Annotated in this window: 20 protein-coding genes; 6 read left to right on the top strand and 14 right to left on the bottom strand. The window is 72.2% G+C overall.

Annotated features, from left to right (window positions below; translation table 11 throughout):
* Positions 1-5 precede the first annotated feature (5 nt).
* The 8 genes from ACZ4U4_RS20570 to ACZ4U4_RS20535 form a co-directional block, all read right to left on the bottom strand.
* Positions 6-1,217, bottom strand: a complete 1,212-nt coding sequence (locus tag ACZ4U4_RS20570; RefSeq protein ID WP_467876168.1) for a phosphoglycerate kinase — start codon at positions 1,215-1,217, stop codon at positions 6-8.
* Between the two features lie 140 nt (positions 1,218-1,357).
* Positions 1,358-2,362 (bottom strand): type I glyceraldehyde-3-phosphate dehydrogenase, encoded by a 1,005-nt coding sequence (gap, locus tag ACZ4U4_RS20565; RefSeq protein WP_467876166.1) that lies wholly within the window; start codon positions 2,360-2,362, stop codon positions 1,358-1,360.
* Positions 2,363-2,590: 228 nt separating this feature from the next.
* Positions 2,591-3,580: a DNA-binding protein WhiA gene (gene whiA, locus ACZ4U4_RS20560; protein ID WP_030282946.1), complete on the bottom strand. Its 990-nt coding sequence runs from the start codon at positions 3,578-3,580 to the stop codon at positions 2,591-2,593.
* Positions 3,571-4,626: a gluconeogenesis factor YvcK family protein gene (locus ACZ4U4_RS20555; protein WP_467876163.1), complete on the bottom strand. Its 1,056-nt coding sequence runs from the start codon at positions 4,624-4,626 to the stop codon at positions 3,571-3,573. Before ACZ4U4_RS20555 ends, whiA begins: the two co-directional genes overlap by 10 nt.
* Positions 4,623-5,585, bottom strand: a complete 963-nt coding sequence (rapZ, locus tag ACZ4U4_RS20550) for an RNase adapter RapZ (RefSeq protein WP_467876161.1) — start codon at positions 5,583-5,585, stop codon at positions 4,623-4,625. The genes ACZ4U4_RS20555 and rapZ overlap by 4 nt, the downstream gene beginning before the upstream one ends.
* The gene (uvrC, locus tag ACZ4U4_RS20545) at positions 5,582-7,663 is read right to left on the bottom strand and encodes an excinuclease ABC subunit UvrC (protein WP_467876159.1); all 2,082 of its coding nucleotides are present in this window, start codon (positions 7,661-7,663) and stop codon (positions 5,582-5,584) included. Before uvrC ends, rapZ begins: the two co-directional genes overlap by 4 nt.
* A 175-nt stretch (positions 7,664-7,838) precedes the next feature.
* A complete protein-coding gene (locus ACZ4U4_RS20540; RefSeq protein ID WP_467876157.1) occupies positions 7,839-8,669 on the bottom strand; it encodes a hypothetical protein in 831 nt (276 codons plus the stop codon).
* A 4-nt stretch (positions 8,670-8,673) separates the two neighbouring features.
* Positions 8,674-9,294, bottom strand: a complete 621-nt coding sequence (locus tag ACZ4U4_RS20535) for a papain-like cysteine protease family protein (RefSeq protein WP_467876155.1) — start codon at positions 9,292-9,294, stop codon at positions 8,674-8,676.
* A 237-nt stretch (positions 9,295-9,531) separates the two neighbouring features.
* Between ACZ4U4_RS20535 and ACZ4U4_RS20530 the strand changes: the two genes are divergently transcribed.
* Positions 9,532-10,470, top strand: coding sequence for a hypothetical protein (locus ACZ4U4_RS20530; RefSeq protein WP_467876153.1), 939 nt, complete (start codon positions 9,532-9,534; stop codon positions 10,468-10,470).
* Positions 10,471-10,512: 42 nt separating this feature from the next.
* Here ACZ4U4_RS20530 and ACZ4U4_RS20525 read toward each other — a convergent pair whose 3' ends face one another.
* Together ACZ4U4_RS20525 and ACZ4U4_RS20520 are read right to left on the bottom strand one after the other, a co-directional pair.
* Positions 10,513-10,920 (bottom strand): Rieske (2Fe-2S) protein, encoded by a 408-nt coding sequence (locus ACZ4U4_RS20525; RefSeq protein ID WP_467876150.1) that lies wholly within the window; start codon positions 10,918-10,920, stop codon positions 10,513-10,515.
* Positions 10,921-11,004: 84 nt separating this feature from the next.
* Complete coding sequence (locus ACZ4U4_RS20520; protein WP_467876147.1) at positions 11,005-12,012, bottom strand: zinc-dependent alcohol dehydrogenase family protein; 1,008 nt, start codon at positions 12,010-12,012, stop codon at positions 11,005-11,007.
* A gap of 326 nt (positions 12,013-12,338) precedes the next feature.
* On the opposite strand from ACZ4U4_RS20520, the gene ACZ4U4_RS20515 reads away from it, so the two are divergent.
* Both ACZ4U4_RS20515 and ACZ4U4_RS20510 read left to right on the top strand, forming a co-directional pair.
* The gene (locus tag ACZ4U4_RS20515) at positions 12,339-13,433 is read left to right on the top strand and encodes a LacI family DNA-binding transcriptional regulator (protein WP_467876144.1); all 1,095 of its coding nucleotides are present in this window, start codon (positions 12,339-12,341) and stop codon (positions 13,431-13,433) included.
* Positions 13,430-14,395: a carbohydrate kinase family protein gene (locus tag ACZ4U4_RS20510; RefSeq protein ID WP_467876141.1), complete on the top strand. Its 966-nt coding sequence runs from the start codon at positions 13,430-13,432 to the stop codon at positions 14,393-14,395. Before ACZ4U4_RS20515 ends, ACZ4U4_RS20510 begins: the two co-directional genes overlap by 4 nt.
* A 143-nt stretch (positions 14,396-14,538) precedes the next feature.
* Here ACZ4U4_RS20510 and uvrA read toward each other — a convergent pair whose 3' ends face one another.
* Both uvrA and ACZ4U4_RS20500 read right to left on the bottom strand, forming a co-directional pair.
* Positions 14,539-17,571, bottom strand: a complete 3,033-nt coding sequence (gene uvrA / locus ACZ4U4_RS20505) for an excinuclease ABC subunit UvrA (protein WP_467876139.1) — start codon at positions 17,569-17,571, stop codon at positions 14,539-14,541.
* A 262-nt stretch (positions 17,572-17,833) separates the two neighbouring features.
* Positions 17,834-18,544: a TetR/AcrR family transcriptional regulator gene (locus ACZ4U4_RS20500; protein WP_467876136.1), complete on the bottom strand. Its 711-nt coding sequence runs from the start codon at positions 18,542-18,544 to the stop codon at positions 17,834-17,836.
* A gap of 77 nt (positions 18,545-18,621) precedes the next feature.
* Between ACZ4U4_RS20500 and ACZ4U4_RS20495 the strand changes: the two genes are divergently transcribed.
* The 3 genes from ACZ4U4_RS20495 to ACZ4U4_RS20485 all read left to right on the top strand — a co-directional run bounded on the left by ACZ4U4_RS20495 (position 18,622) and on the right by ACZ4U4_RS20485 (position 21,868).
* Positions 18,622-20,208, top strand: a complete 1,587-nt coding sequence (locus ACZ4U4_RS20495; protein ID WP_467876134.1) for an FAD-dependent oxidoreductase — start codon at positions 18,622-18,624, stop codon at positions 20,206-20,208.
* Positions 20,209-20,470: 262 nt separating this feature from the next.
* Positions 20,471-21,202 carry a maleylpyruvate isomerase family mycothiol-dependent enzyme gene (locus ACZ4U4_RS20490; RefSeq protein WP_467876131.1) on the top strand — a complete coding sequence of 244 codons (732 nt, stop codon included), beginning with the start codon at positions 20,471-20,473 and terminating at the stop codon, positions 21,200-21,202.
* A 9-nt stretch (positions 21,203-21,211) separates the two neighbouring features.
* The gene (locus ACZ4U4_RS20485) at positions 21,212-21,868 is read left to right on the top strand and encodes an MBL fold metallo-hydrolase (protein WP_467876128.1); all 657 of its coding nucleotides are present in this window, start codon (positions 21,212-21,214) and stop codon (positions 21,866-21,868) included.
* Positions 21,869-21,938: 70 nt separating this feature from the next.
* On the opposite strand, the gene ACZ4U4_RS20480 is transcribed toward ACZ4U4_RS20485, so the two are convergent.
* Both ACZ4U4_RS20480 and uvrB read right to left on the bottom strand, forming a co-directional pair.
* Positions 21,939-22,922, bottom strand: a complete 984-nt coding sequence (locus ACZ4U4_RS20480; RefSeq protein ID WP_467876125.1) for a TerC family protein — start codon at positions 22,920-22,922, stop codon at positions 21,939-21,941.
* 279 nt (positions 22,923-23,201) lie between these two features.
* Positions 23,202-25,334 (bottom strand): excinuclease ABC subunit UvrB, encoded by a 2,133-nt coding sequence (gene uvrB, locus ACZ4U4_RS20475; RefSeq protein WP_467876122.1) that lies wholly within the window; start codon positions 25,332-25,334, stop codon positions 23,202-23,204.
* Between the last annotated feature and the right edge of the window lie 494 nt (positions 25,335-25,828).

The raw sequence follows: 25,828 nt of genomic DNA, 5'->3' as shown, positions 1-25,828 counted from the left end.
GTGGTTCAGTCCTCCAGAGCGGCGAGGCCGGGGAGCGTCTTGCCTTCGAGGTATTCGAGGCTGGCGCCGCCGCCGGTCGAAATGTGGCCAAAAGCATTCTCGTCGAAGCCGAGCTGACGGACCGCGGCGGCGCTGTCGCCACCGCCGACGACCGTGAAGGCGGACGAGTCCAGCAGCCCCTGCGCGACGGCCCGGGTGCCGCCCGCGTAATCGGGGTGTTCGAAGACGCCCATCGGGCCGTTCCAGAAGATGGTGGCCGCGTCGGCGAGCTTCGAGGCGTACAGCTTGCGGGTCTCGGGGCCGATGTCCAGGCCCTCCTTGTCCGCGGGGATGGCGTCGGCGGCAACCGTGTCCGGGTTGGCCGGGGCCTTGGTCTTCAGGTCCGGGAAGTCCGCGGAGACCAGTACGTCGACGGGGAGCACGAACTCCACGCCCTTGGCCGCGGCCCGTTCCAGGTATCCCTGGACGGCCGGGATCTGGTCCTTCTGCAGCAGCGAGATGCCGACCTCGTGGCCCTGGGCGGCGAGGAAGGTGTACGCCATGCCGCCGCCGATGAGGATGCGGTCGGCGCGCTCCAGCAGGTGGTCGATGACGCCGAGCTTGTCGGAGACCTTCGCGCCGCCGAGCACCACGGCGTAGGGGCGCGCGACGTCCTCGGTGAGGCGCTTGAGGACGGCGACCTCGGTGGCGATCAGGTCACCCGCGGCGTGCGGGAGGCGCGCGGGGAGGTCGTAGACGGAGGCGTGCTTGCGGTGCACGGCGCCGAAGCCGTCGCCGACGTAGAGGTCGGCCAGCTGCGCCAGCTGGCCGGCGAAGGCGCCGCGCTCGGCGTCGTCCTTGCTGGTCTCGCCGGGGTTGAAGCGGAGGTTCTCCAGCACGGCGACCTCGCCGTCGCCCAGCGCGGCGACGGTGGCGCGGGCGGCGTCGCCGACCGTGTCGGCGGCGAAGGAGACGTCGCGGCCCAGCAGCTCGCTGAGGCGGGCGGCGGCGGGGGCGAGCGAGAAGGCCGGGTCCGGGGCGCCCTTGGGACGGCCCAGGTGGGAGGCGACGATGACCTTGGCGCCGTTCTGGGCGAGCTTGGCGATCGTCGGCTGGACGGCGCGGATACGGCCGTCGTCGGTGATGGTCGCGCCGTCGAGCGGCACGTTCAGGTCGGCGCGGACGAACACCCGCTTGCCCCCGACCCCGTCGGCGATGAGTTCGTCGATCGTCTTCATTGAGGAATGACTCCGTTGCATCAGATCAGCCATGGCTCGGGGCTCGTACGACGCGTCGTCGCGTCGTACGAGCCCCGACCGTACATCTCGGTGCGTGGGCGCCCCTGGTACGGGGCGCCCGCCGGCTCAGCCGGTGGAGATCAGAGCTTGCCGCCGACGAAGGTGGTCAGGTCCACCAGGCGGTTGGAGTAGCCCCACTCGTTGTCGTACCAGCCGATGACCTTGACGCTCTTGCCCTGGACCATGGTCAGGGAGGAGTCGAAGGTGCAGGACGCCGGCCAGTTGACGATGTCCGAGGAGACGATGGCGTCCTCGGTGTACTCCAGGATGCCCTTGAGCTGGCCCTCGGCCGCCTTCTGGAAGGCGCCGTTGACCTCGTCCTTGGTGACCTCGCGCTCCAGCTCGATGACGAGGTCGGTGACGGAGCCGGTGGGGACCGGCACGCGCATGGCGATGCCGTCCAGCTTGCCGGCCAGCTCCGGGATCACCAGCGCGGTGGCCTTCGCGGCACCGGTGGTGGTGGGGATGATGTTCTCCGCGGCGGCGCGGGCGCGGCGCAGGTCCTTGTGCGGGAAGTCCAGGATGCGCTGGTCGTTGGTGTAGGCGTGGACCGTCGTCATCATGCCCTTGACGATGCCGAAGTTCTCCAGGAGAACCTTGGCCATCGGCGCCACGCAGTTGGTGGTGCAGGAGGCGTTCGAGATGACGTCGTGCTTCGCCGGGTCGTACTGGTCCTGGTTGACGCCCATGACGACGGTGATGTCCTCGTCCTTGGCGGGCGCGGAGATCAGGACCTTCTTGGCGCCGGCGGCGAGGTGCTTGGCGGCGTCGGCGCGCTTGGTGAAGATGCCGGTGGACTCGACGACGATGTCGGCGCCCAGCTCGGCCCACGGGAGGTTGGCGGGGTCGCGCTCCGCCATGGTCTTGAACGTCTGGTTGCCGACCGTGATCGTGTCGTCGGTGTGGCTGACGTCCTGCTTCAGACGGCCCAGGATGGTGTCGTACTTCAGCAGGTGGACCAGGGTGGCGTTGTCGGTCAGGTCGTTGACACCGACGATCTCGATGTCCGCACCCTGCTCCAGGAGCGCGCGGAAGTAGTTGCGACCAATGCGGCCGAATCCGTTGATGCCTACGCGGATCGTCACGAAACCGATCTCCTCGTTGGTGCGCCGGCAGCGATACCGGCGAGCTGTATGGGATGTCCCCGACCGACTTCGACCCTACCCCCAATGCGAGACATACGTGACATTGACATCGGCCGCCACCCCGCACTCACGAGCGGAGGCAAAACGCCCCCGGCATCCTCTCGAATACCGGGGGCGTACCGCCTCTGACCTGCGACGGAGCAGGGCTATGCGGGTTTTGTGACGAGGTCAGCCGACCATCCCGTCGGCCAGCTCCTCGGTGAGATTCGACTCGGTGCCGGGGATGCCGAGGTCCTGCGCGCGCTTGTCGGCCATCGCCAGCAGACGGCGGATCCGGCCGGCCACCGCGTCCTTGGTGAGCGGCGGATCGGCGAGCGCACCCAGCTCCTCCAGGGACGCCTGCTTGTGCTCCATCCGCAGCCGCCCGGCCGCCGCGAGGTGCTCGGGGACCTCCTCGCCGAGGATCTCCAGGGCCCGCTGGACCCGGGCGCCGGCGGCGACCGCGGCACGGGCCGAGCGGCGGAGGTTGGCGTCGTCGAAGTTGGCGAGGCGGTTGGCGGTGGCCCGCACCTCGCGGCGCATCCGCCGCTCCTCCCAGGCCAGCACCGACTCATGGGCGCCGAGCCGGGTCAGCAGGGCGCCGATCGCATCACCGTCGCGGACGACGACGCGGTCCACCCCGCGGACCTCGCGGGCCTTGGCGCCGATGCCCAGCCGCCGGGCCGCGCCGACCAGGGCGAGCGCCGCCTCGGGGCCGGGGCAGGTGACCTCCAGCGAGGAGGAGCGGCCCGGCTCGGTCAGCGAGCCGTGGGCGAGGAAGGCGCCGCGCCAGGCCGCCTCGGCGTCGCAGGTCGCACCGGACACCACCTGCGGGGGCAGCCCGCGGATCGGGCGGCCGCGGCCGTCGACCAGGCCGGTCTGGCGGGCCAGCTGGTCACCGCCCGCCACCACCCGTACGACGTACCTGCTGCCGCGCCGGAGTCCGCCGGGGGCCATCACCACCAGGTCGGAGGAGTGGCCGAAGATCTCCAGAATGTCCTTGCGGAGCCGCCGGGCCGCGATGCCCGTGTCCAGCTCCGCCTCGATCACGATGCGGCCGCTCACCAGGTGCAGACCGCCCGCGAACCGCAGGATCGACGAGACCTCCGACTTCCGGCAGCAGGTCCGGGTGACGGGGAGCCGGGAGATTTCATCCTTCACCGCTGCCGTCATCGCCATGGGCCGATCCTTCCATGCATCCGAAAAATACGGTCGTACGCGGCGGCCAGCAGCTCGGGGTCGTGCCTGTCGGGGGCGCCGCCCGCCGGGCGGGCGGCGTCGCCCCGGGCGGCGACCGCAGCCAGCTCGACCTCGCTGCCGACGAGCTGCTTGGCGGCAGTCGTCAGACCCTCGATGTCGGGCACGGCGTCCCGATCGGCCAGCACCACGTCGAAGGCGAGTTTAGGGGCGTGTCGGGCCAAAACCTCCAAATGACGCTGCGGGGAGAAGCCATCGGTTTCGCCGGGTTGCGGTGCGAGGTTGAGTGAGAGGACCTTGCGCGCCTTGGTCTCCTCCAGCGCCTCGCGCAGCTCCGGCACCAGCAGATGCGGGATCACGGAGGAGAACCACGAGCCCGGACCGAGCACCACCCAGTCGGCGTCGCGGACCGCCGCGACCACCTCCGGAACGGCCGGCGGGGCCTCCGGGACGACATGGACGGACTGCACCTCGCCGCGGGTGAGCGCGACGGTGGCCTGGCCGCGGACGGTCGTGATCTCCTCCGGATGCGCCTCGTCGTGGCCGCGGACCTGGGCCTGCAGCTCCAGGGGAACCGCCGACATCGGCAGCACCCGGCCGTGCGCGCCGAGCAGCTTGCCGACCAGGTCGAGCGCCTGGACGTGATCGCCCAGCTGCTCCCACAGGGCGACGATGAGGAGATTGCCGACGGCGTGGTCGTGCAGCTCGCCGCCGCTCTGGAAGCGGTGCTGGATGACACGCGCCCAGGTCTGGCCCCAGTCGTCGTCCCCGCACAGCGCGGCGAGCGCCTTGCGCAGGTCGCCGGGGGGCAGCACGCCCAGCTCGTCGCGGAGGCGGCCGCTGGAGCCGCCGTCGTCGGCGACGGTGACGACGGCGGTCAGATCGCCGGTGATCCGGCGCAGCGCGGCCAGCGACGCGGAGAGCCCCATACCGCCGCCGAGCGCCACCACCTTGGGCGTGCCCTTGTGCGGGCGGGCGCCGGGGACCAGCTTGCGGACCCGGCGCAGCCGCAGGGCGCGGCCGGTCACTCGCGCCCCATGTCGCGGTGGACGGTGACGGTTTCCACCCCTTCGCCCACGAGGCGCCGGGCGAGCTTCTCGGACATCGCGACGGAGCGGTGCTTGCCGCCCGTGCAGCCGACGGCGATGGTGACGTAGCGCTTGCCCTCGCGGCGGTAGCCCTCGGCGACGATGCGGAGCAGGTCGGCGTAGCCGTCCAGGAACTCCTTGGTGCCGGGCTGGTCGAAGACGTAGTCGGAGACCTCTTCGCTCAGACCGGTGAAGGGGCGCAGCTCGGGGACCCAGTGCGGGTTGGGGATGAAGCGGCAGTCGATGACCATGTCGGCGTCGACGGGCAGGCCGTACTTGAAGCCGAAGGACATGACCGTGGCGCGCAGCTCGGGCACCTCCTCGCCGGCGAACTGGGCGTCCATCTTGGCGCGCAGCTCGTGGACGTTGAGGCTGGAGGTGTCGATCACGAGGTCGGCGTCGCCGCGCAGTTCGCGCAGGAGGTCGCGCTCGGCGGCGATGCCGTCGACGATGCGGCCGTCGCCCTGGAGGGGGTGCGGGCGGCGTACCGATTCGAAGCGGCGGACCAGCGCCTCGTCGGAGGACTCCAGGAACACGATGCGGCGCTTGACCTTCTGGGCGTCGAGCGTGGCGAGGGATTCCTTGAGGTTGTCGAAGAAGCGGCGGCCGCGGACGTCGACGACGACGGCGATCTTGGCGACGTTCCCCTGGGAGCGGGCGCCGAGGTCGACCATCGGGGGGATCAGCTCGGGCGGAATGTTGTCGACGACGAACCAGCCGAGGTCCTCCAGACATTTGGCCGCGGTGGAGCGGCCGGCGCCGGACATGCCGGAGATGATCACCAGCTCGGGGATGGCGGCGCTCTCTCCCTGGTCGGACTCGCGCATCGTGCCCGTACTCACCTGTGCACCGTCTTTCTCGGATGTCTCGGTTTCGTGCGTGTTGTGCGGTGTGCTCATGCGTCCCGCCCCCGTTCCGGTGACGACGCGGCCGGGGTGGCCCCGTCATCCTCGATGATCTCTCCTGTGGCGGTGTTCACCGCGGGTCCGGCGGGTGTCGCACCGGCCAGGGAGGCCAGCACCGACTCGGCGGTCTTCCGGCCGACGCCGGGGACCTCGCACAGCTCCTCGACCGTGGCCGCCCGGAGCTTCTTGAGCGAGCCGAAGTGCTTGAGCAGCGCCTGGCGGCGGCTCTCGCCCAGCCCGGCCACCGCGTCCAGCGGCGAGGACTTCAGCCGTTTGCCGCGCTTGGTGCGCTGGTAGCGGATGGCGAAGCGGTGGGCCTCGTCGCGGACGCGCTGGAGGAGGTAGAGGCCCTCGCTGGAGCGCGGCAGGACGACCGGGTCGTCCTCCTCGGGCAGCCAGACCTCCTCCAGGCGCTTGGCCAGACCGCAGACGGCGACGTCGTCGATGCCCAGCTCGTCCAGGGCGCGGCGGGCGGCGGCGACCTGCGGGGCGCCGCCGTCGACGACGACGAGCTGCGGCGGGTAGGCGAACCGCTTGGGGCGGCCCTCCTCGTCCGTGGGGCGGCCGGCCATCGGGTCCGGCTCCATGGACGCGGCCTCGGCGCACTCGGCGGCACCGGCCTCGCCGTCGCCCTCCCCGGGGGCGGGCTCCTCCGTCCACTCCCCCGACTTCTGCTTCTCCTGGAGGTAGCGCTTGAAGCGGCGGCCGATGACCTCGTGCATGGAGCGGACGTCGTCCTGGCCCTCGAAGCCCTTGATCTGGAAGCGGCGGTACTCGCTCTTACGGGCGAGACCGTCCTCGAAGACCACCATGGACGCGACGACGTCCTCGCCCTGGAGGTGGGAGATGTCGAAGCACTCGATGCGCAGCGGCACCGCGTCCAGGCCGAGGGCCCCGGCGATCTCCTCCAGGGCGCGCGAGCGGGTGGTCAGGTCGGAGGCGCGCTTGGTCTTGTGGAGCGCCAGCGCCTGCTGGGCGTTGCGGCCGACGGTGGCCATCAGGTCCTTCTTGTCGCCGCGCTGCGGGATGCGCAGCGAGACGTGGGAGCCGCGCCGCTCGGAGAGCCACTGCTGGACCGGCTCGACCGGCTCGGGCAGCGCGGGGACCAGCACCTCCTTGGGGACCGCGTCACCGCGCTCCTCGCCGTAGAGCTGCTGGAGGGCGTGTTCGACGAGACCGGCGGTGGTGACGGCCTCGACCTTGTCGGTGACCCAGCCGCGCTGGCCGCGGACCCGGCCGCCGCGGACGTGGAAGATCTGGACGGCGGCCTCCAGTTCGTCCTCGGCGACGGCGATGAGGTCGGCGTCGGTGGCATCGGCGAGGACGACGGCGCTCTTCTCCATGGCCCGCTTGAGCGCCCCTATGTCGTCCCGCAGACGGGCGGCGCGCTCGTACTCCATCTCCTCGGCGGCGTCCTGCATGGCGCGCTCCAGGCGGCGGAGGTAGGCGCCGGTGCGGCCGGCCATGAAGTCGCAGAAGTCCTCGGCGAGTTCGCGGTGCTCCTCGGGGGAGATCCGGCCGACGCACGGCGCCGAGCACTTGCCGATGTAGCCGAGCAGGCAGGGGCGGCCGATCTGCGCGGAGCGCTTGAAGACGCCCGCGGAGCAGGTGCGGACGGGGAAGACGCGGAGCATCAGATCGACGGTCTCGCGGATCGCCCAGGCGTGGCCGTAGGGGCCGAAGTAGCGCACGCCCTTCTTCTTGGCGCCGCGCATCACCTGGACGCGGGGGAACTCCTCGTTCAGGGTGACCGCGAGATACGGATAGCTCTTGTCGTCGCGGTACTTGACGTTGAAACGCGGGTCGAATTCCTTGATCCAGCTGTATTCGAGCTGGAGCGCCTCGACCTCGGTGGAGACGACGGTCCACTCCACGGAGGCGGCGGTGGTGACCATCGTGCGGGTGCGGGGGTGGAGACCGGCCAGGTCCTGGAAGTAGTTGGCCAGGCGCTGGCGCAGGCTCTTGGCCTTGCCGACGTAGATGACCCGGCCGTGCTCGTCGCGGAATTTATAGACCCCCGGCGAGTCGGGGATCTGTCCCGGCTTGGGTCGGTAGCTGCTGGGGTCTGCCATGACCACCACCCTACTGACCGCCACCGACAATCCGCGGGCTCGCGGCGGGGCGGGACGGCCCGCGGGGGCCGGGCCCGGGAGCGGGGGCCGCGGACCCGGTGGTTCCGGTCCGCGGCCCCTTCACCGGGGCGGGACGGCCCGCCCGCCGCGGGGAGGCGGACGGCGGGCCGCCCGGTCAGCGGCGGCGCAGCCGGCGGACCGCGGTGGTGCCGGTGAGCCCCAGGGCGACCAGGGCCGCGGCACCGGCGACGGCCGAGGCGGCAGCCACCGGGACGCCGCCGTCGGCCGTGTTGACGGGGCGGGCGCCGGGGACGGCGGACCGCTCCGCGGCGGGGCCGCCGTAACCGCCGGCCTCGCCGCGCCGGTCGTAGGCGGAACCGGGGAGCTTGTCGCCGTACGCCTTCGCGACGCGTTCCCGGTAGGCGGCGACGGTGGTGCCGCCGGGGCCGACGGCCTTGCGCGCCTCGGCGTCGAGCGGCCGGATGCGGTCGCCCTGCTGGACGTACCAGGCGTTGATCTGCGGTTCGTGGAAGACGGTGCCCCCGGCGGCGAGGCGGGCTCCGGCGGCCGCGGCGCGGGTCTCGTCGTCGCCGGTGGCGATGTTGACGACCTTCCAGGAGCCGCCGCGGCGCACCGTCCACACCGAGGCGGTGCGCCCGTCGGCGGCGACCGCCCTGGTGGCGAGGGCCTCCAGCCGGGCCACCGGGGCGCCGGGGGTCTTGCGGACGAAGTCCGGGGACAGCCCGTAGACGGGGACGGTGGCGCCGTCGACGTGCGGGGCGGCCTGCGCCGGGGTCAGGGTGCCGTCGTGGGCGAAGAAGCGGGCGAGGGTGGCGAGCGTGCCGGGCGCGGCGGCGGCGCGGTGGGCGGCGGCGACGCTCGCACGGGGCGGCACCTCGGGGGCCGCGGGGCGGGATGCGGCCGAGGCGCTCTGGGCGGCGAGGCCGATGAGCGAGGTGGCGAGGGCGCCGATGGCGGCGGCCCGGGCGGCGGTGCGCCGTGTCATGGCCTCAGGCTCCTGTCCGGTAGAGGGAGTGGGTCCAGGAGAAGTCGTTTCCGTTGACGTAGTAGCTGTAATCACCCCAGTTGTAGCGATTGTTCGACGGCCAGGGATCGCCCCAGCGCACCCAGCCGCGGTCGGCGTCGTACCCGTAGAGGACGTGCATGTGGCCGCCGCCGGACGCCCACTGGATGCGGGTCTCCACAGGGCGCCGGGCGTCGATCTCGCCGCGGACGGTGGCGTAGGCGAGGTAGCCGCTGACGTACGAGCCGGGGTTGAGGCCCATCCACCGGAAGGCGTTCTGGACGTTGCCCAAGGTGGCCTGGTCGTTGGGGCAGTCGGTGTTCTGGGGGCGCCCGAAGGCGGCGTTGCAGAACTGGTTCTGGCTGTAGTTGCGGCCGTACCAGGCGGCGATGGTGTTGCCGGATCCGGCCCAGCACCAGTTGCTGTTCTCCTGGGCCTGCATGGCGATGTCCAGGCTGTTCGCGGTGGCCCGCGGGGCGGACACGGCGGGCGCGGCGGGCGTGCGGGGCGCCGCCGCGGCGGAGGCGGCGGGCAGGGCGAACAGCGCGGCGGCGGCGAGTGCGGCGGCCACCGGCCGTCTGCGGCGTACGGTGCGGGGACGGGGCATGGCGTTCCTCCCGAACGGGGCGGTGGGGTGTGGAGGAGCGCATCCGGATGCTGCGAAGGAGCATCCGATGTTGTCGCAGGCAGGTCAACACGCTTCAATGCGGGGTGACATGGGGGTGTGGACGGACGGGACCGGATGTGAACGACCGGTGCCCGGCGTACTGCAGTGAGGTCACGGGCAGGGCGCGCGCCGTGCGATCCGGTAGTGAACGTTCACCCGCGCGCCGGAGGTTGAGAGATGGCACGGAACACTCCCGAGGCGGCCGAACTGGCGCAATTGCTGAAGACCGGCCCCTTCCACTTGGCGTTGCGCAGCGCCCTGAGCGTCCGCGGCCTGGCGCTCAACCGGGTGCAGCACAAGCTCGCGCAGCGCGGCATCAAGGTGGGGGTGACGAGCCTCAGCTACTGGCAGCAGGGCGCGCGGCGCCCGCAGCGGCCCGAGTCGCTCCGGGCGGTGCGGGCGCTGGAGGAGGTGCTGGAGCTGCCGGATCGGTCGCTGCACCGGCTGCTGGTGCCGGAGGGCGGCACCCGGCCGGACGGCGAGCGCCCGTCGGCGCGCTCGTACCGGACCCTGATGGAGCCCGCCGACGCGCTCCAGCAGCTCTTCGCCGAGTTGGAGACGCCCGCCGACGACGGGCTGCACACCGTGGGCCACCACGAGCGGGTGCGTATCGGTGCCGGACGGGAGCTGAGCGCCCGCGAATCGGTCCAGGTCGTCCGGGCGCACCGGGACGGCGTGGACCGCTATGTGGCCATCCACCGCGGTGAGGTGGGCTGCGATCCCTCCCGGGTGACGGTCCGGGCGGCGGAGAACTGCCGGCTGGGCCGGGTACGCGGCGACGCGGAGGCCGGGGTGGTGGTGGCGGAGCTGCTGTTCGACACCCGGCTGCGCGCCGGGGACACGTACGTCTTCGGCTACGCCTTCGAGGACGGCACCGGCGGCCCCAGCGCCGAGTACGTCCGCGGCTTCCGCTTCACCGGCGGGCAGTACATCCTCCAGGTGCGCTTCGACGAGGCGGCGCTCCCGGTGCGGTGCCGCCGCTTCACCCAGTCGTCGGCGGGCGCCCCGCGCGGCGGCCGCCAGGAGCTGACGCTGAGCGGCCGCCACCGCGCCGTACACCTGGTGGAGCAGGGCGTACGGCCCGGGATCGTGGGGATCGTGTGGGACTGGGGGTGACCGGACGGGACCGGCGGAGGCGCCGCGTCCGGTGTCCCGGTCTCAGCCGGCGATCAGCTTGCCGCCCTCGTTCTTGATCGGGACCTCCGGCAGCGGCCGGGTGGCCGGTCCCTGGAGCACCTGGCCGTTGGTGACGTCGAAGCGGCTGCCGTGGCAGGAGCAGTCGCCCTCCTCCTTCGTCACCGCGGTGAGCACGCATCCGGCGTGGGTGCAGGTGGCACCGAAGCATTTGAACGTGCCCTTGGACGGCTGCGAGACGACCAGCCGGTCCTCGCGGTAGAGCTTCGCGCCGCCCACCGGGACCTCGGCGGCGGCCCCCAGCTCGACCGGCTCGGTGGGGATGCCGTCGTCTTTCCTGGCGCCGCCGGAGCACGCCGCCACCCCGAAGCCCGCGGCGCCCACCAGCGCGGCGCCACGCAGGACGGTTCGGCGGGCGGGTGGCTGGCTCATGGCTGCTCCAGAGGGGTCACGGGGGCGATGTCTGCCGAATCCCGACCTTACCGGCAGCCCCGCGCCGTCCCCCGCCCGGCCACGTCAGACGGGCCCGGGCGCCAGCTGGATCTTGCGGCAGGTGCCCGCGCGGAAGCGGCGTACCGCCTCGGCCGCGTCGTCGAGCGGCAGGACGTCGCTGACCAGCGGGTCGAGGTCCAGCCCGGCGGCGAGCACGTCGATGGCGGGCCCGAAGCTGTGGTGCACCGCCATCGAGCCGAGGATGTCGATCTCGTGGTGGTAGACGCGGTACGGCGAGAACGAGGCGGTGCGGGCCGGGTCGGCCACGCCGAACTGGAGGAACGTGCCGCCGCGCCGCACCCGGCCGAGGCCGTCCTCGATGGCCGCGACGGCCCCGGTGGCGTCGATCACCACCTCGAAGCCGGGCGCCCGTCCCAGGGCGCCCGCGTCGGCCACGGCCGCGTCGACGCCGAACGACTCGGCGAAGGCCAGCCGGTCCGCGTTGAGGTCCACCACCGACACCGAGGCCGCGCCGGCGGTCCGGACGAGCGCGGCCATCATCAGGCCCATCGTGCCGGCGCCGTAGATCAGGTAGTGCTCCCCGGGGCGGCGGGGCAGCCGGTTGAGGCCGTGGACCGCGCAGGACAGCGGTTCGACGAGCCCGGCGGCGGCCGCCGAGAGCCCGTCCGGCAGGGGGTACGCGCAGCTCGCGGGGGCCGTGACCAGTTCGGCGAAGCCGCCGTCGCGGGTGACGCCGACCGCGCGGTAGTCGGCGCAGAGGTTGCCGCGGCCGATCCGGCAGTAATGGCAGGTGCCGCACGGCATGTTGGGGTCCACCGCGACCCGGGTGCCGACGGCCGGGGCGCTCACCCCCTCGCCCAGGGCGACGATCTCGCCGGTCAGTTCGTGCCCGGGGATCAACGGGTAGCGCGCGGCGGGCAGTTCCCCGTCGAGCAGGTGCATGTCCGTACCGCACAGCCCGCAGGACGCCACGCGCACCAGCACCTCACCGGCTCCCGGGCGGGGATCGGGCACCTCGGTGACGACGAAGCCGTCGGGGGTGCCCGGCTCGGTGACCACAAGAGCGCGCATCGGCGCCTCCTCACGACGGTGTGCAGGGTTCGGTGCCCCGGAAGGTAGCCCGCGCGTAAACGCTTGCGCAAGCGTTTACGCGCACGGCCGGGGACGGCTACGGTGGGCGGGCGCACGGCCCCTGTTCCCAGCGACCGCCCGCCCCGGTTCCCCGCTGTACGCCCGGGAGTTGTGCGGCACCCGGCTCCGGACCGGAGCCCGTACGAGTCGGCCCCGTACGGGGCGCCCGGAGTCCGGACGCGCGCCCCTTGGTCCCGCAGGGGCCGACCGCACCAGGACGCCGCGGCACCCGGCCGCGGCGCCGCACGTTCGGAAGGAAGAGCCCGATGACGACGATGGTGGACGTGGCGCGGCACGCGGGGGTCTCCGTCGCCACGGTGTCGCACGTCCTCAACGACACCCGCCCGGTGCGCGAGGCCACCCGCGCCGCGGTCCTCCGCGCCATCGACGTGCTCGGCTACACCCCCAACACCCTGGCCCGTTCGCTGGTGACCGCGCGGACCCGGTCGATCGGTCTCGCGGTCTCCGCGATCAGCAATCCGTACTTCACCGAGATCCTCCAGGGCGTCGAGGCGGGCGCGCTGGAGGCGGGGTACGGCCTGCTGCTCGCCGACCCGCACGACGATCCCGGCCATGAGCGGAAGGTCGTCCAGCTGTTGCACGAGCGGCGGGTGGACGGCGTGATCGTCGCGCCGTCGGCCGAGCCGTCGGAGCTGGTCGGCTATCTGACCCGCCGGGCCGTGCCCACCGTCTTCCTGGACCGGCTGGTCGGCGACGCACACGATCAGGTGTGCGCGGACAACACGGCGCCCATGCGGCAACTCGTCGAACATCTCGCCGATCTGGGGCACACCCGCATCGGGCTGATCGCCGGGCTGCCGGGGCTGAGCACCACCACCGAACGCGTCGCCGGATACCGCGCGGCGCTGCGCTCACGCGGACTGCCGTACGCCCCCGGGCTGCTGGCCGGCGGCAACTCCGAGGCGGCGGGCGCCGAGGCCGCCACCCATCAGGTGCTGTCCGCCGACCGCCCGCCGACCGCCCTGGTCACCGCCAACAACGCGATGACCATCGGCACCCTGCGCGCCCTGCGCGACCGTGGCCTGCGGGTGCCGGAGGACGTGGCGCTGGCCTGCTTCGACGACTTCTCCTGGGCCGATCTGTTCACGCCCCGGCTGACCGCCGTCGCCCAGCCCGGCCGGGAGATCGGGGCGGCGGCGGTCCGGCTGCTGCTCGACCGGCTGGCCGAGCCGGACCGGGCGCCGCGCACCCTGCGCCTGCCGTGCACGCTGGTGCACCGCAGCTCGTGCGGCTGCCCCGGACTCCCCCGCGGCGCCGGTGCCCGGCCGGGCGCGGCGCCGCCGACCGCTCCGGCCACCGAGGAAAGGAACTCCCCCGTGGACGAAAGGAACGCCCCGTGATCGTTGTCGCCGGTGAGGCACTGATCGACCTCGTCCCCGGTCCGCGGGACGGCGCCGCGGCGGACGGGCTGCCCGCGCTGCTGCCCCGGCGCGGCGGCGGCCCGTACAACACCGCCGTCGCGCTGGGGCGGCTCGGCGCCACGGTCGGTTTCTGCTCGCGGATCTCCCGGGACGCGTTCGGGGTCTCGCTGCTCGGCGGTCTGTACGCGGCCGGGGTGGACGCCCGGCTGGTGCAGCGGGGCGACGAGCCGACGACGCTGGCCGTGGCGGACATCGGCGCGGACGGCTCGGCGGGCTACGGCTTCTACGCCGGGGGCACCGCCGACCGCCTGTTCACGGTGCCGGACGCGCTGCCGCCGTCGGTGCGCGCGCTCTCCTTCGGCACCTGCTCGCTGGTCCTGGAGCCGGGCGCGACGGCGTACGAGACGCTGCTGCGCCGGGAGGCCGGGCGCGGGGTGTTCACCGCGCTGGACCCGAACATCCGGGCCGGTCTGATCCCGGACCCCGCGGCCTACCGCGCCCGGTTCCGCTCCTGGCTCCCCCATGTGACGCTGCTGAAGCTGTCGGAGGAGGACGCCCGGTGGCTCGCGGACGCCGCGCCGGGGCGCCCGGACGGCGCCGGGGCCATGGCGTCCGCGGTGCGGGAGTGGCTGGCCGCCGGGCCCGCCGCGGTGGTGCTGACCCGCGGCGCCGACGGGCTGACGGTGTGGACGCGGGACGGCTCCGAGGTGTCGGTGCCCGGTGTGCGGATCCCGGTGGTGGACACCATCGGCGCGGGCGACACCGTCAATGCGGCGCTGCTGCACCGGCTCGACGCCCATGACGCGCTCTCCCGCCCGGCGGTGGCCGCGCTCGGTGCGGACGACTGGCGCGACATCCTCACCTTCGCGGCCCGTGCGGCCGCCCTCACCTGCGCCCGCGCGGGCGCCGAGCCGCCGTGGGCGGCGGAGTTGGAGGGGTAGCGCGTCAGGCGGGCGGGCCCTGGGGGCCGTGCGCCGCTTCCTTGCAGGTGTCCCGTCCGGCCCGGAGCGGTGGTACGCAGCGGGCCGCCGCCCTGCCGCTCCGGGGAGCGGACGAGGGCGGCGGCCCGGTTGCCGACGAGGCGTCAGGAGGCCCGGCGGGCCTTGCCGGTCGTCTTCTTCGCGGCGGTCTTCTTGGCCGTGGTCTTCGCCGCGGTCTTCTTGGCGGTGGCCTTGGTGGCCGTCGCCTTGGTGGCGGTCTTCCCGGCCGCCGCCTTCTTCACCGGCTTCGCCGCCGCGGGGGCACCCGAGGTGGCGGCGTCGACGGCGTCGCTGACCCGGTCGCCGAGGATCTCCCGCAGGAACTTGCCGGTGTGGCTGGCCGGGACCGCGGCGATCTGCTCCGGGGCGCCCTCGGCGACGATCATGCCGCCGCCGTTGCCGCCCTCGGGACCCATGTCGACGACCCAGTCGGCGGTCTTGATCACGTCGAGGTTGTGCTCGATGACGATGACCGTGTTGCCCTTGTCGACCAGCCCGGACAGCACCGTGATCAGCTTGCTGATGTCGTCGAAGTGCAGCCCGGTGGTGGGCTCGTCCAGGACGTAGACCGTACGGCCCGTGGACCGCTTCTGGAGTTCGCTGGCCAGCTTGACGCGCTGCGCCTCACCGCCGGAGAGGGTCGGCGCGGACTGACCGAGGCGGACATAGCCCAGACCGACGTCGTGCAGCGTCCTGAGGTGACGGGCGATGGCCGGCACCGCCTCGAAGAAGGTCAGCGCCTCCTCGATGGGCATGTCCAGCACCTCGGCGATGGACTTGCCCTTGTAGTGGACCTCCAGCGTCTCGCGGTTGTAGCGCGCGCCGTGGCAGACCTCGCACGGCACGTACACATCCGGCAGGAAGTTCATCTCGATCTTGATCGTGCCGTCGCCCGAACAGTTCTCGCAGCGGCCGCCCTTGACGTTGAAGGAGAAACGCCCCGGCAGATAGCCGCGGACCTTCGCCTCCATCGTCTCCGCGAAGAGCTTGCGGATGTTGTCGAACACCCCGGTGTACGTCGCGGGGTTGGAGCGCGGCGTACGGCCGATGGGCGACTGGTCGACATGGACCACCTTGTCGACGAGGTCGTCGCCGTCCACCCGGGTGTGCCGTCCGGGCACCGTCTTGGCGCCGTTCAGCTCGCGCGCCAGGTGGGTGTAGAGGATGTCGTTGACCAGCGTGGACTTACCGGAGCCGGAGACACCGGTGACGGCGGTCAGCACGCCCAGCGGGAAGGAGGCGTCGATGTCGCGGAGGTTGTTCTCCTTGGCACCGTGCACCGTCAGCTGCCGGACGGGGTCGACCGGACGGCGGATCTCCGGCGTCGCGATGGAGCGCCGGCCGGAGAGGTACTGGCCGGTGATCGACTCCTTGTTGGACAGCAGCTCCTTCATGGGGCCGCTGTGCACGACCTTGCCGCCGTGCTCACCGGCGCCGGGGCCGATGTCCACGACCCAGTCGGCGACCTTGATGGTGTCCTCGTCGTGCTCGACGACGATCAGGGTGTTGCCCATGTCGCGCAGCCGGACCAGCGTCTCGATCAGCCGGTGGTTGTCGCGCTGGTGGAGGCCGATCGACGGTTCGTCGAGGACGTAGAGGACGCCGACCAGACCGGAGCCGATCTGGGTGGCGAGCCGGATGCGCTGGGCCTCGCCGCCGGAGAGGGTGCCCGCGGCGCGGTTGAGCGAGAGGTAGTCCAGACCGACGTCGACCAGGAACTTCAGCCGCTCGTTGACCTCCTTGAGGACCCGCTCGGCGATCTTCTTCTCGCGGGCGTTGAGCGTCATGTCGCGCAGGAAGTCGGCGCAGTCGCTGATCGACATGGCCGCGACCTCGGCGATCGACCGGCCCTGCACGGTGACCGCGAGGACGATCGGCTTCAGCCGGGTGCCCTCACACGTGGGGCAGGGCACCTCGCGCATATAGCCCTCGAAGCGCTCGCGGCTGCTGTCGCTCTCCGCCTCGCTGTGGCGCCGCTTGACGAACGGCACGGCGCCCTCGAACGGCGTGGTGTAGGCGCGCTCGCGGCCGTAGCGGTTGCGGTAGCGGACCTCGATCTGCGTGCGGTGGCCGTTGAGCAGGGCCTTCCTGGCGCGCTGCGGCAGCCCGGCCCACGGGATGTCGGTACGGAAACCGAGGGCGTCGGCGAGGGCGCCGACCAGGCGGCCGAAGTACTCCTTGGTGTGGCCGTGCGACCAGGGGTGGATGGCGCCCTCGTCGAGCGAGCGGTCCTCGTCGGGGACGATCAGCTCCGGGTCGACCTCCATCCGCGTGCCGATGCCGGTGCAGTCCGGGCAGGCGCCGAAGGGGGAGTTGAAGGAGAAGGAGCGCGGCTCCAGCTCCTCGAAGGAGAGGTCGTCGTAGGCGCAGTAGAGGTGCTCGGAGTACATCCGCTCGCGCTGCGGGTCGTCGGCGTCCAGGTCGACGAAGTCGAGGATGACCATGCCGCCGGAGAGCCCGAGGGCGGTCTCGACGGAGTCGGTCAGCCGGCGCTTGGCGGACTCCTTCACCGTCAGGCGGTCGACGACCACCTCGATGGTGTGCTTCTCCTGCTTCTTCAGCTTGGGCGGCTCGGCGAGCTGGATCGTCTCGCCGTCGACCCGGGCGCGGCTGTACCCCTTGGTCTGGAGGTCGGCGAAGAGGTCGACGAACTCGCCCTTGCGCTCCCGCACCAGCGGCGAGAGCACCTGGAAGCGGCTGCCCTCGGGGAGCTCCAGCACCTTGTCGACGATGGCCTGGGGCGACTGCCGGGCGATCGGGCGGCCGCACTCGGGGCAGTGCGGCTTGCCGATGCGGGCGAAGAGGAGGCGGAGGTAGTCGTAGACCTCGGTGATGGTGCCGACCGTCGAGCGGGGGTTGCGGGACGTCGACTTCTGGTCGATGGAGACCGCGGGGGACAGGCCCTCGATGAAGTCCACATCGGGCTTGTCCATCTGCCCGAGGAACTGCCGGGCGTAGGAGGAGAGCGACTCGACGTAGCGCCGCTGCCCCTCGGCGAAGATCGTGTCGAAGGCGAGCGAGGACTTGCCCGACCCGGAGAGCCCCGTGAAGACGATGAGGGAGTCGCGGGGAAGGTCGAGCGAGACGTTACGGAGATTGTGCTCGCGAGCGCCACGGACGATGAGACGGTCGGCCACGCCGGTCGGCACCTTTCTGGAGTGGGCGGGGAGCCGCGGTACCGCGTCCGCCGCCCGGTGATGAGCAGAGGCGGCGGAGCGGAGCGGAACCCCTTCCCAGGGTATGGGGACCGCCACGGCACTGTCTGAGTGATGCCACACACGAGCCTATAGCACGCGCATTCGAATTACGGTCGTCGTTGTCCTGCTTCACTCGAACGTGTGGCGGCGCCGGATCCTTCCCGATCACCGCCACTCCGCACCCCACCCGCACCGGCGCAGGTCAGCGCGGATCCCCCGCCCCGCCGAGCACCGGCAGGGCCCGTTCCAGCGCATCGAAGGTCCGCTCCAGCACCGCCGCCTGCTCAACGGCGACCACCTCCGCGGGGTCACCGTCGAGCTGCCGCCGCACCGCCGTCGCATACGCGGCCCGCCACCCGGCGGCGATCAGCGCGGCGGCGATCCGGGGCTCCGGATCACCCGGCGCCGCACCGGCGGCCCGCCCCAGCTCCGCCGCGAGCAACCCCTCCAGCTCCTCCAGCACCTCGCGCCCCCTGGCCCGCAGCGCGGGCGAGTCGAGCAACGTCCGCCAGAAGCCCCCGAACCCCTCCCCCACCCTCGTCAGCGGATGCCCGGACGCCACCAGTCCGGTGGCGAGCCGGCGCAGCGCGGCAAGCGGCGTCTCGTCCGGCTCCCGGTCACGTACCGCGCGGACGAGCATCCCGGCGGCCTCCGGGACACGGTCGAGGAAGAGGTCCTCCTTGCGCGGGAAGTAGTTGAAGACCGTCATCGCGGAGACATCGGCGGCGCGGGCCACCTCGGCGACGGTGACCTGCTCGAAGCCGCGCTCGACGAACAGCCGGGTCGCCTCGCCGGAGATCCGCTGCCGCGTCCGGCGCTTCTTGCGCTCCCGCAGCGTGAGCCCCGTCTCCTCCGGATCCGCGCCCACCGCTCCGCCCGCACCGGCCCGGTCCGCCGCTTCGTTCGCACTCATACGCAATATTTTACTTGCCATATTTTTTTAGCGACTACATCCTTTCCTGGAGTCAGCGACAAGGACAGGGGTGGGGCATGCGTACGGACACCACGGCGGGCACCGGACCGGGCACGGAGGCGGAGGTCGTCGTCGCGGGCGGCGGGCCGGTGGGGCTGATGCTGGCCTGCGAACTGGCGCTGGCGGGGGTGGACGTCGTGGTCCTGGAGCGGCTGACGGAGGTGGACACCACCATCAAGTCCGGGGCGATCAACACGCCGACCGCGGAGTCCTTCTACCGGCGCGGCCTGCTGCCCGCCCTGGAGGAGGTGCAGCGCGAGGGGCTGGAGCGGTTCGCCTCGTTCCTGCGGCAGCGGGCGGCGGCGGGCGTGGACGGCGTCGCTCCAGCGCCACGCTTCGCGGGGCACTTCGCGGGGATCATGCTCCACGGCGACCTGCTGGACGAGGAGGACCCCGACTTCCACGCCGCCGGGCCCGCCGACGGCGTCGGGCTCGTCCCGCAGGCGGCCGTCGAGCGCCTGCTCGCCGAACGCGCCGCCGAGCTGGGCGTCACCGTGCGCCGCGGGGTGGAGCTGACCGGTTTCGACGCCGCGGAAGACCATGTGAGCGTGCGCACCACCGGCGGGGTGGTGCGCGCCGGTTGGCTGGTCGGCTGCGACGGCGGGCGCAGCACGGTCCGCCGCCTCGCGGGCTTCCCGTTCCCGGGCACCGCACCGGAGATCACCGGCCATCAGGCGCTCGTCGAGATGACCGGCGGCGAGGGGCTGAAGGCCGGGTGGAACGGCACGGACACCGGCATCTACGTGCACGGGCCGTTGCCGGGGCGGATCCTGACCGTGGAGTTCGACGGCCCGCCGGCCGACCGCGGGGCACCGGTCACCGCCGAGGAGTTGCAGGCGTCGCTGCGGCACACCTCGGGCGTCGACGTCACGGTCACCAAGGTGCTGTCGGCGACCCGTTTCACCGACAACGCCCGGCAGGTCCCGGACTACCGCAGGGGGCGGGTGCTGCTGGCGGGGGACGCCGCCCATGTGCACGCGCCCTTCGGCGGCCAGGGGCTGAACCTCGGGATCGGCGACGCGGTCAACCTCGGCTGGAAGCTCGCCGCGACGGTCCGCGGGTGGGCCCCGGAGGGCCTGCTGGACACGTACAGCGCGGAGCGGCACCCGCTCGGCGCCTGGGTGCTGGACTGGACGCGGGCCCAAGTGGCGCTGATGCGGCCGGAGTCCCACGCCCGGGCGCTGCGCTCCGTCTTCGCGGAACTGGCCGGGACCGTCGATGCGACCACGTTCTTCGCCAAGCGGATCTCCGGCGTCCTGCACCGTATCGACCTGCCCGGCGACCATCCGCTGATCGGCCGCAGCGCCCCCGACCTGCTGTTCTCGGACGGCACCCGGCTCGGTGACCGGTTGTGTGCCGGGGGCGGTCTGCTGCTCGACCTGGCGGACGACGCCGCGCTGCGCGCCCGCGCCGCCGGTTACCGGGACCGGCTGCGGGTGCTGACCGCCCGCGCCACCGGGCCCGCCCCCGCCGGGCTGCTGATACGCCCCGACGGTTGCACGGCGTGGGCCGTGGACGCGGCCCCCGGGGCCCCTGCACCGCTGGACGGGCTGGACGACGCGTTGCACCGGTGGTTCGGCGCGCCTCGCGAAGACGCAGCATAGCGGCGCATCCGAGGCCCGGGCGGGGCGCACTCCTCGGGGAGGGGGCGCACTCCGGGCCGGCGCACGCGGTGCGGCCCTTGGGGCGATCGGCGGCGGACCGTTCCCCGGGCCTGGTGGGTCGGGCCGCCGCGCCCCCGCGCGCCCCGGTACGCGACCGGGTCTCCCCGGGGCGCACCGGTGTCGTCCCGGGGCGCGCGGGGGCGCGGTGTGGCCGGTTCCGGCGGTCTCCCGCAGCCGCGTCCGCGGCGCTAGCGTCGGGTGCATGACCGATACCGCGCCTGATTTCGCGCACGATGTGGCCGCCGTCCACGAGGCCACCGAGCGGCTGCTCACCGCCGTCGCCGGTCTCGACGACGCCGCGGTCACCGAACCGTCCCTGCTCCCCGACTGGACCCGCGGCCATGTCCTGGCCCATCTGTCGCGCAACGCGGACGCCCTGGTCAACCTCCTGACCTGGGCACGGACGGACGTCCCCACGCCGATGTACGCCGATGCGGCGACCCGGGACGCCGACATCCGACGGGACGCGGTGCGCCCGCTGGCGGCGCAGCTGGACGATCTGCGGGCGAGCGGGGACCGGTTCACCGCCGCGGCGCGGGCGCTCCCGGTGGACCGGCGAGGCTTCCGGGTCGAGATGCGCAACGGCGTGGTCGAGCGCGCCGACCGGCTGCCGCTGCGACGGCTCGGCGAGGTGGAGCTGCACCACGTCGACCTGGGGATCGGCTACACCCTCGACCGGCTGCCCGCCGCCTTCGTCGCCGCCGAGCTGGACTTCCTGACCGGCGTGAAATTCGCGGGACACCCGGGGCTCCCGGCGCTGGAACTGCGGACCGCGGACGGACACACGCGGCGCACCGGCCGGGCCGCCGAGGACGCCGCGCCGGTGGTGGTGACGGGCCCGGCCACGGCGCTGCTCGGCTGGCTCACCGGGCGCGGCGAGGGCGACGGGCTGACCGCCGACGGCGGCGCGCTGCCTGTCGTACCCCCGCTCTAAGCTGGCGTCATGGCCTACAGCGGAGCAGTGAAGGTCGGCGGACCGGCCGACGTGCACGAGCTGACCGACCTGATGATCTCGAAGGTCGCGGTCGGTCCGACGAACAACAACGCCTATGTCCTACGGTGCCGGGCGACCGATGAGCAGCTGCTGATCGACGCGGCGGCGGAGCCGCACACGCTGCTCACCCTGATCGGCGACAGCGGTCTCGCCTCGGTGGTGACCACACACCGGCACGGCGACCACTGGGGCGCCCTGCGCGAGGTGGTCGATGCGACGGGCGCGCGGACGTACGCCGGGCGGTACGACGCCGAGGGCATCCCGGTGCCCACGGACGTGCCGGTCGAGGACGGCGATGTGCTGCGCGTCGGCCGGGTGGAGCTGACCGCGCGGCATCTGGTCGGCCACACCCCGGGCAGCATCGCGTTGATCTACGACGACCCGCACGGCGCTCCCCATGTCTTCACTGGGGACTGCCTCTTCCCCGGTGGCGTGGGGAACACCTGGGGCGATGCGAAGAGCTTCGCCACCCTGATCGACGGCGTCCAGCACAAGCTCTTCGATCAGCTTCCCGACGAGACCTGGATCTATCCGGGGCACGGCGCCGACACCACGCTGGGCGCGGAGCGGCCGCATCTCACCGAGTGGCGCGAGCGCGGCTGGTAGCCACCCGTGACGGCGGGCCCCGCGCCCAGGTGTGCGGGGCCCGCCGTGCCGTACGGGCGGCAGCCGCCGGTCAGACGCCCGCGTTCTCCCGCGGCTCCGTCTCCTCCCCCGGCTGCTTCCGGGCGGCCAGCAGGCTGGTGACGGTGGTGGTGACGAGGACCGCGCAGATGACGCCCAGCGAGACCGGGATGCTGATCTCCGGCACGGCGACCCCCGATTCGTGCAGCGCGTGCAGCACCAGCTTCACCCCGATGAAGCCGAGGATCACCGACAGGCCGTACGAGAGGTGGACCAGCTTCTTGAGCAGCCCGCCGATCAGGAAGTAGAGCTGCCGCAGCCCCATCAGGGCGAACGCGTTGGCCGTGAAGACGATGTACGGATCCTGGGTGAGACCGAAGATCGCCGGTATGGAGTCCAGGGCGAAGAGGACGTCGGTGGTACCGATCGCCAGCATGACGACCAGCATCGGCGTCATCAGCCGCTTGCCGTTCTCGACGACGAACAGCTTCGTACCGTGGTACGTACCGGTCGACGGGAAGCGTTTCGCCACGGTCTTCAGGAAGCGGTTCTCCTCGAACTCCTCGTCCTCCGCCCCGGCCATGGCCTCCTTGACGAGCTTCCACGCGGTCCAGATGAGGAACGCGCCGAAGAGGTAGAAGACCCAGGAGAAGTGGGCGATGATCGCGGCGCCGGCGCCGATGAAGCCGGCCCGCAGCACCAGCGCGATCAGCACGCCGACCATCAGCACACGCTGCTGGTAGATCGACGGGACCGCGAACTTCGCCATGATCAGGACGAAGACGAAGAGGTTGTCGACGCTCAGGGATTTCTCGGTGATGAAGCCGGCGAAGAACTCACCGGCCGGAGCGGAGCCGCCGAACAGCAGCAGTCCGAGTCCGAAGAGCGCGGCGAGCGTCACCCAGACGCCGGTCCAGATTCCGGCCTCCTTGAGGGAGACCTCGTGCGGGGTACGGCCGCCGATGAAGAAATCGGCGGCGATCAGGGCGCTGAGACCGAGGATGGTCAGCACCCACAGGGTCAGGGAAACGTCCACTGCTCCTCCGGCAGAGTCGTACGGCACATCACAGCGTCGTCGCTGCCGGAGGTCTCTTCCGTCCGGCCCCCGAAGGCCACCGGACCGACGCCCCGGGATCTCGTCACGTTCGTGATCCGTGATGACGGGGACGTCGTTGCAGGAGTACTCCCCTCCGCGGAGTAAGAGTAAAGGAATCCCAAGGGTAAGTAAATGAAAAGGTAAAATGCCTGGTCAGGTGTGGTGTGTCACCGCCATGCACGGCAGGTACCGGCATGGCGGCGACGTGGCACCCGGCGGTCAGCTCACCCCGGCCTCCCGCATCTGGCGCAGCTCCTTCTTCAGCTCGCCGACCTCGTCCCGGAGCCGGGCCGCGACCTCGAACTGCAGGTCTGCGGCGGCCGCCCGCATCCGCTCGGTCATCTCCTCGATCAGCTCGGCCAGCTCGGCAGCGGGCCGGTCGGTCGGCGTCGCCTTGCCCGCCTTGGCGCGCTTGCCGCCCTTCGCCGCCTTGCCGCCCAGCTCCGGGACGGGAGCCTTCGCCGTCCCCCCGGAGTCGCCCTTGCGGTAGCCCGTCCCCAGCAGCTCCTGGGTATCGATCTCCTCGCGTGCGAGGGTCGCCACGATGTCGCCGATCTTCTTGCGCAGCGGCTGCGGGTCGATGCCATGGGCCTTGTTGTAGGCGAGCTGCTTCTCCCGGCGGCGGTTGGTCTCGTCGATCGCCCGCTCCATCGCCGGGGTGATCTTGTCGGCGTACATGTGGACCTGGCCGGAGACATTCCGCGCCGCGCGCCCGATCGTCTGGATCAGCGCCGAACCGGACCGCAGGAAGCCCTCCTTGTCGGCGTCGAGGATGGAGACCAGGGAGACCTCCGGGAGGTCGAGCCCCTCGCGCAGCAGGTTGATGCCGACCAGGACGTCGTACTCGCCCGCCCGCAGCTCGCGCAGCAGCTCCACCCGGCGCAGGGTGTCGACGTCGCTGTGGAGATAGCGGACCTGGATGCCCAGCTCCAGGAAGTAGTCCGTGAGGTCCTCGGCCATCTTCTTGGTGAGGGTGGTGACGAGGACCCGCTCGTCCTTCTCGGTCCGCGCCCGGATCTCATGGACCAGGTCGTCGATCTGCCCGTCGGTGGGCTTGACCACCACCTCCGGGTCCACCAGCCCCGTCGGCCGGATGATCTGCTCCACGAAGCCGTCGGACCGCGCCAGCTCGTACTTCCCGGGGGTCGCCGAGAGGTAGACGGTCTGGCCGACGCGCTCCAGGAACTCCTCCCACTTCAGCGGGCGGTTGTCCATGGCGGACGGCAGCCGGAAGCCGTGCTCGACGAGGGTCCGCTTGCGCGAGGCGTCCCCCTCGTACATCGCGCCGATCTGCGGCACCGTCACATGCGACTCGTCGATGACCAGCAGGAAGTCGTCGGGGAAGTAGTCCAGCAGGGTGTTGGGGGCGGAGCCGGGCTCGCGGCCGTCCATGTGCATGGAGTAGTTCTCGATGCCGGAGCAGGAGCCGACCTGGCGCATCATCTCGATGTCGTAGGTGGTGCGCATCCGCAGCCGCTGGGCCTCCAGGTGCTTGCCCTGCTTCTCCATCGTGGCGAGGCTGTCGGCCAGCTCCGCCTCGATCCCGGCGATGGCCCGCTCCATCCGCTCGGGACCGGCGATGTAGTGGCTGGCGGGGAAGACGTACAGCTCCTGGTCCTCGCTGATGACCTCGCCGGTCAGCGGGTGGAGGGTGGACAGCGCCTCCACCTCGTCGCCGAACATCTCGATCCGGACGGCCAGCTCCTCGTAGACCGGGAAGATCTCGATGGTGTCGCCGCGCACCCGGAAGGTGCCGCGGGTGAACGCCACGTCGTTGCGGGTGTACTGGATGTCGACGAAGCGGCGCAGCAGCTGATCGCGGTCGATCTCGTCGCCGACCTTGAGCGGCACCATGCGGTCGACGTACTCCTGCGGCGTGCCCAGGCCGTAGATGCAGGAGACCGAGGCGACCACGACGACGTCCCGCCGGGTGAGCAGGGAATTCGTCGCGGAGTGGCGCAGCCGCTCGACCTCTTCGTTGATCGAGGAGTCCTTCTCGATGTACGTGTCGGACTGCGGGACGTACGCCTCGGGTTGGTAGTAGTCGTAGTAGGAGACGAAGTACTCGACGGCGTTGTTCGGCAGCAGCTCGCGGAATTCGTTGGCGAGCTGGGCCGCGAGGGTCTTGTTGGGCGCCATGACGAGCGTCGGGCGCTGCAGCTTCTCGATCATCCACGCGGTGGTCGCCGACTTGCCTGTGCCGGTCGCGCCCAGCAGGACGACGTCCTTCTCACCGCCGCGGATGCGCTGCTCCAGCTCGGCGATGGCCGTCGGCTGGTCGCCGCTGGGCTGATAGGGGCTGACGACCTCGAAAGGCGCCACCGTGCGTTCGATCTTCGATACGGGCCGCATGGAATCCACCGTACGACCCACCACTGACATCCGGCCGGGAAACCCGTCCGACCAGGGCGTTCTTCCGATCGGCGGATCTCGGGGCGGGAGGCGGCCGGGGCCGGGCGCAGGGCCGGGGCGATCATCAGGCCCGCGCGCGGCCCCGGCCCGGCCGGGCGCCCGTCCGGAGGAGCGGGCGGGCCGCGCGGAGGGAACGGGGCACCGGGGGCACGGCCGGCGCCTGAGCCGTCCGGCGACGGCCGGTCCATCCGGCCCCGCGGGCCCCGCCCGCCCCCGTGGCCGCTCCGCTCCCGCCCGGCTTCCGGAGCCGCACGCTCCGGAATTCCGGAAAGACCAAAACCGGTCACAGGCACGAAGGGTGACGAACCGTCGGCCGGGATGCGGGTTCACCGCCACTCCGGCAAGTTGGACGGCGCCGGAGCGTCCATCTGTTGCACGACGATTCCGGACACCCTGTCACCGCGCGTCTCAAACACGGAACACCGGCCACTTCT

Source organism: Streptomyces sp. NPDC029159, assembly GCF_055564055.1.
This window is presented reverse-complemented; position numbering and strand designations above follow the sequence as displayed.

What these genes read in the sequence shown, in the direction of transcription:
- ACZ4U4_RS20570 (WP_467876168.1), bottom strand. Translation starts at nt 1,217, where the DNA reads ATGAAGACGATCGACGAACTCATCGCCGACGGGGTCGGGGGCAAGCGG.
- whiA (WP_030282946.1), bottom strand. Translation starts at nt 3,580, where the DNA reads ATGGCGATGACGGCAGCGGTGAAGGATGAAATCTCCCGGCTCCCCGTC.
- rapZ (WP_467876161.1), bottom strand. Translation starts at nt 5,585, where the DNA reads ATGAGCACACCGCACAACACGCACGAAACCGAGACATCCGAGAAAGAC.
- uvrC (WP_467876159.1), bottom strand. Translation starts at nt 7,663, where the DNA reads ATGGCAGACCCCAGCAGCTACCGACCCAAGCCGGGACAGATCCCCGAC.
- ACZ4U4_RS20540 (WP_467876157.1), bottom strand. Translation starts at nt 8,669, where the DNA reads ATGACACGGCGCACCGCCGCCCGGGCCGCCGCCATCGGCGCCCTCGCC.
- ACZ4U4_RS20535 (WP_467876155.1), bottom strand. Translation starts at nt 9,294, where the DNA reads ATGCCCCGTCCCCGCACCGTACGCCGCAGACGGCCGGTGGCCGCCGCA.
- ACZ4U4_RS20530 (WP_467876153.1), top strand. Translation starts at nt 9,532, where the DNA reads ATGGCACGGAACACTCCCGAGGCGGCCGAACTGGCGCAATTGCTGAAG.
- ACZ4U4_RS20525 (WP_467876150.1), bottom strand. Translation starts at nt 10,920, where the DNA reads ATGAGCCAGCCACCCGCCCGCCGAACCGTCCTGCGTGGCGCCGCGCTG.
- ACZ4U4_RS20520 (WP_467876147.1), bottom strand. Translation starts at nt 12,012, where the DNA reads ATGCGCGCTCTTGTGGTCACCGAGCCGGGCACCCCCGACGGCTTCGTC.
- ACZ4U4_RS20515 (WP_467876144.1), top strand. Translation starts at nt 12,339, where the DNA reads ATGACGACGATGGTGGACGTGGCGCGGCACGCGGGGGTCTCCGTCGCC.
- ACZ4U4_RS20500 (WP_467876136.1), bottom strand. Translation starts at nt 18,544, where the DNA reads ATGAGTGCGAACGAAGCGGCGGACCGGGCCGGTGCGGGCGGAGCGGTG.
- ACZ4U4_RS20495 (WP_467876134.1), top strand. Translation starts at nt 18,622, where the DNA reads ATGCGTACGGACACCACGGCGGGCACCGGACCGGGCACGGAGGCGGAG.
- ACZ4U4_RS20490 (WP_467876131.1), top strand. Translation starts at nt 20,471, where the DNA reads ATGACCGATACCGCGCCTGATTTCGCGCACGATGTGGCCGCCGTCCAC.
- ACZ4U4_RS20485 (WP_467876128.1), top strand. Translation starts at nt 21,212, where the DNA reads ATGGCCTACAGCGGAGCAGTGAAGGTCGGCGGACCGGCCGACGTGCAC.
- uvrB (WP_467876122.1), bottom strand. Translation starts at nt 25,334, where the DNA reads ATGCGGCCCGTATCGAAGATCGAACGCACGGTGGCGCCTTTCGAGGTC.